The sequence below is a fragment of the Leptospira selangorensis genome (assembly GCF_004769405.1).
GTDB lineage: Bacteria > Spirochaetota > Leptospiria > Leptospirales > Leptospiraceae > Leptospira_B > Leptospira_B selangorensis.
Genome location: NZ_RQES01000006.1, coordinates 1 through 4,123 on the forward strand (window position 1 = coordinate 1; position 4,123 = coordinate 4,123).

6 protein-coding genes are annotated in these 4,123 nt (G+C 36.4%); all 6 read right to left on the bottom strand.

Translation table 11 applies throughout. The annotated features are described in order from the left end of the window. Window positions 1–301 precede the first annotated feature (301 nt). The 6 genes from EHO58_RS05465 to EHO58_RS05490 all read right to left on the bottom strand — a co-directional run bounded on the left by EHO58_RS05465 (window position 302) and on the right by EHO58_RS05490 (window position 3,882). Window positions 302–574 carry an antitoxin gene (locus EHO58_RS05465; RefSeq protein WP_135626730.1) on the bottom strand — a complete coding sequence of 91 codons (273 nt, stop codon included), beginning with the start codon at window positions 572–574 and terminating at the stop codon, window positions 302–304. After that, window positions 571–849 carry a toxin gene (locus EHO58_RS05470; RefSeq protein ID WP_135679128.1) on the bottom strand — a complete coding sequence of 93 codons (279 nt, stop codon included), beginning with the start codon at window positions 847–849 and terminating at the stop codon, window positions 571–573. Before EHO58_RS05470 ends, EHO58_RS05465 begins: the two co-directional genes overlap by 4 nt. Window positions 850–1,158: 309 nt before the next feature. Next, a complete protein-coding gene (locus EHO58_RS05475; protein WP_135679130.1) occupies window positions 1,159–1,863 on the bottom strand; it encodes a hypothetical protein in 705 nt (234 codons plus the stop codon). Between the two features lie 221 nt (window positions 1,864–2,084). Then, the gene (locus EHO58_RS05480; RefSeq protein WP_135679134.1) at window positions 2,085–2,480 is read right to left on the bottom strand and encodes a PIN domain-containing protein; all 396 of its coding nucleotides are present in this window, start codon (window positions 2,478–2,480) and stop codon (window positions 2,085–2,087) included. Next, a complete protein-coding gene (locus EHO58_RS05485) occupies window positions 2,477–2,692 on the bottom strand; it encodes a DUF2191 domain-containing protein (RefSeq protein ID WP_024864045.1) in 216 nt (71 codons plus the stop codon). Before EHO58_RS05485 ends, EHO58_RS05480 begins: the two co-directional genes overlap by 4 nt. A gap of 260 nt (window positions 2,693–2,952) precedes the next feature. Beyond that, window positions 2,953–3,882 carry a hypothetical protein gene (locus tag EHO58_RS05490; RefSeq protein WP_167483191.1) on the bottom strand — a complete coding sequence of 310 codons (930 nt, stop codon included), beginning with the start codon at window positions 3,880–3,882 and terminating at the stop codon, window positions 2,953–2,955. Window positions 3,883–4,123: the final 241 nt, after the last annotated feature.

Here is a 4,123-nt window from a genome sequence, read left to right on the forward strand (position 1 = left end):
TTGTTCAATAGGTATAGGTTTCCTCTTCCCTTCTGAAAGCTCGAACACTTTAGAAGTTATGCAGTTTGAAAAAAGAAATATTATTATAAGATTTCTAATCATTTTTTCTATTAATTTTAGCGATGACGTATAACGACCAAGGGTTATCGACGTTTCGCGAGTCAGAAGGACTTGGCATGAGACTTGCTCTGCAAGGCGAGTGACAAAGCGAAATGTGCCGAAGGCCAAGCGGGAGTTGCGCAAGCAATCTCGAAGCGCAGCGTCAGAGCCGACAGTTAGGCGAAGTGTGGGGTTTAATAAGTTAACGTTCTGTTAATTTACCGGTAACATATTGGTGTAATATACTTGAAACCAAAGTCTGATAAGGAATACCAATCTCTAAAGCTTTAGTCTTCAATAATTGAATATCTTTCCCTGCAATTCGGATATTCATTCTCTTATCTTTTAATAGAGTATTTTTGGCTGCAGATTTGAATTTTTTCAAATACTGAGCCTTATTATCAACCGACTTCCACTCATTTCGTTCAATAGAAGATTCCAATTCTTTCTCTTCTTGGCTAAGTTTATATTTCATAAATTTGCCTCCGGCAGATATATACTTGTGTATTTCCTTGATGGATATGCTGTTTTCAAAAAGAAAGTATCCTTATTCTCAATCGCAGGAACTACCCAAGCATAATTATCAATTTCTACAATCATCAAAATTTGATTGGGATATTTCTTCTTATTTGGATGTTTTAGGATATCTAAAACGGATCCGGACTCAACTTCTACAACTACCCTTTCAAAGCTAATATTTCGTTCAACTTTTAAGGTTTCGTTTTTATCATTATCCCAATCAAAGATCACCTATCTAAATTAATAGACGTGTGCCTTATGTCAATACAAAGATTTTGTACAAAATATCGTAGATTTTCGCTCAAATAATTCTAAAATTTGAAATAGACACACGAATATGAATACCTGTAAGAGGGATAATTTACCCCACATTTCGCCTAACGACCAAGGCTTGACGACGTTTCGCGAGTCCATAAGGACTTGGCACGAGACTTGCCCTGCAAGACGAGTGACAAAGCGAAATGTGTCGAAGGCCAAGCGAGAGTTGCGAAGCAATCTCGAAGCGCAGCGTCAGAGCCGATAGTTAGACGATGGCCATTGCTAATAAATAGTGCAATTACCCTTAAGTGTATAGTCATTAATGTCTTTAATCAAAAATGGATTTCTATATAGGACTATTCCCTTTGCTATTGTATTCTGTGGAATAGCTATTCCATTATTCTTGATTGCGTCATTGAACGATAAGGTTGAAGTAAAATTGAAATTCGAAAAATGAGGCCCTTTCAATTTTGAAGAATACCTTTTTTCAAAGTTCTTTAAATCGTCTATTCTCTCGCATTTACCTTGCAAACATGCAAATAGAGCAACATATGCATACACTACCACACCGACAGTTATCGCAGAAATTGCCATAAAATTGTAAAAGTTTTTTGTTGTTCCTTTCCAATTAAAACATTTTATCTTATCAGGATATTCATTCTCTAATAACGGAACAATTTTAGTATCTTTCCAATTTAATTTTAGGCTGTTAAACGAAAATATTTTGTTAACATCAGTATCATTTTCAATTACTACTAGTCCGACCAAATAATCTTGAGATAAATGCAAAACGGCAGAATTTTGATTATCAACCGAGAAATTTAATAATAATGCATCTATAAAATTTGAATTAGCTTTAGTAAGAAACATATAACCGTGAAGCTGATTATCAGAGAGCTCAAAGACTTCTAAAACATTTAAATCCTTGTAACTGATATTTTTATTTGAATCAAAACTAACTATCTGTTCATTTTGATCAGGAGACACACACGAACCGATAAAGATTATTATACAAAAAATTACTTTTTTCATTTAAATAAAATCATTGCAATGGCTTTCGCCTAACGACCAAGGCTTGACGACGTTTCGCGAGTGCGTAAGCACTTGGCACGAGACTTGCCCCTGCAAGGCGAGTGACAAAGCGAAATGTGGCGTAGCCCGAGCGAGAGTTGCGTAGCAATCTCGAAGCGAAGCGTCAGAGCCGAAAGTTAGCCGACGTGCTTGCCCTTACTTGAATAGATTTCTTTCTTATCTAATACTTTAAGTATCTTTTTATCTAATGTCCAAAGCTGAAGTTTCTTACTTCTAACTTCATTAATAAGAACTGAATCAATTAATCCAATCCCTTTATCAATATGCTTGTTTTCAAATGAAAGCTTGCCTGCCGACAAAAAACTACCGTCTGAAATTAAGGTATTTAGATTTTCCCAATACTCTAAAATAAAAGATACTTCGTTCTTATTTTTACATCCTTGGAGTAACTCACCAAAGACAACTTCATGAACTATCACTTCTGATGATTCTATTAACTCTTTCAGGTCACTGAAATAAGGGTCATTTCCTCGGAAGAATTCAATCCAAACAGACGTATCTACAAGAATCATCTGTTACGATTCAGATTACGGATATTTTCCCCAGAAAAGCCTTCCTGGAACGAAAGTGGCGATTTATGTAGCTTAGCATTCAAATTCCTTATTTTAGCCTGTTTTAACCACTCTGAGAGTGCCTTCTGAAGAGAATCAGTTATGTTCTTACCTCCAGAATACTTTTGGACCTCAGCTATTAAATCGTCTGGTAATATCGCAGTCACTTTCATACGATACAATATACGATGCCGGTTCGTATTTTCAAGCTTTTAATAGGAAATTTTCAAAATTATGGATTCTTACTTCCCTATTACTTAATTCTCATATGAATCAAAATTTCGGGCAAGCATGTTCGGCTAACGACCAAGGTGTTCCGACGTTTGCGATGGCGCGAGTTTGCTTATGCAAACGAAGTGACAGAAGCAAATGTGGCGTAGCCCGAGCGAGTGAGTCGCGAAGCGATCTCCGAGCGTAGCGGAAGCACCGAAAGTTAGACGACGGACTCCTTATATTGAAGCCAAAGTCTTGCGTAATCAACCAGTTGCTTGCATAATTTATCCAATGATTCTATGGAAGAAATCCAATAGATAGTTGGAGCTTCAGTAATAATTCCAGAAAAGGACCGATAAATCTTATCTTGCTGAAAATAGTCTCTAACATCTTTATTATCATAGACGCCGATTGCATTAATCCGTTGAGTTTCAGCTACAGCTTGATTCTTTAGATCATTATCAATACGCATGAAAAATGGTATGATTTCTTCCTTCGTGACTAAGCTTTCGATAGAAGAAGTTTTCATTTGCTCAAGAGTAACTTCATCTTTAATTTTCAATAACTCTGCATTTGTTAAAATAATCATAGCAAAGAATTTCAAATATCCCGAGTCAATATCGATAGTTTGAGGAATTGCTCCTCTATAAACGTGATAATTAATATACTTATCAACAAATGCCCATTGAAGTTGCCTACAAGCACTTACTATCCTGTTATAATTTTCCTTTTCTTTCGATGCTTCAATGCCGTATGCTGAATATTCCAAAATAGCTTCACTATAGTCCGTTTTAGTTTTTATCTTAGTCAAAATATCAAATGACAAAATCGAGGCAGGAACTATTCCGCAATAAGCATTTGGCTTATATTCTCTTAAATTCGGATCTGCGAAAAAAATCCAATTTGATTCCTTCGAGTATTTAGCTTCAACAAGTAACTCAATCTTAATTTTATTATCTTCATCCACTAATAACCCTTGATTATCTATAGAAAACAACTGGCGGTCTCCGTTATTATTATGCTTATAATATTCATATTCCCCTTTAGGAGAAAGACCTAAATTGCTTAATTTTTTTGCCACGAGAAACTCATAAGGTAATCCGTGCGATAGTAATAAACTGTGTGAATCTTGCTTTTTTCCGTTGCTCATAAGAATTTTGGAGTCTGTCGTCTAACGACCAAGGCTTGAGGACGTTTCGCGGGTCCGCATGGACTTGGCGCGAGACTTGCCATCGCAAGGCGAGTGACAAAGCGAAATGTGCCGGAGGCCAAGCGAGAGTTGCGCAGCAATCTCGAAGCGAAGCGTCAGAGCCGATAGTTAGACGAAGTAACCATACATTACGAGTAAGTTAGAATTCTAACAACGTTACCAAAATGGTTTTGTTACATCT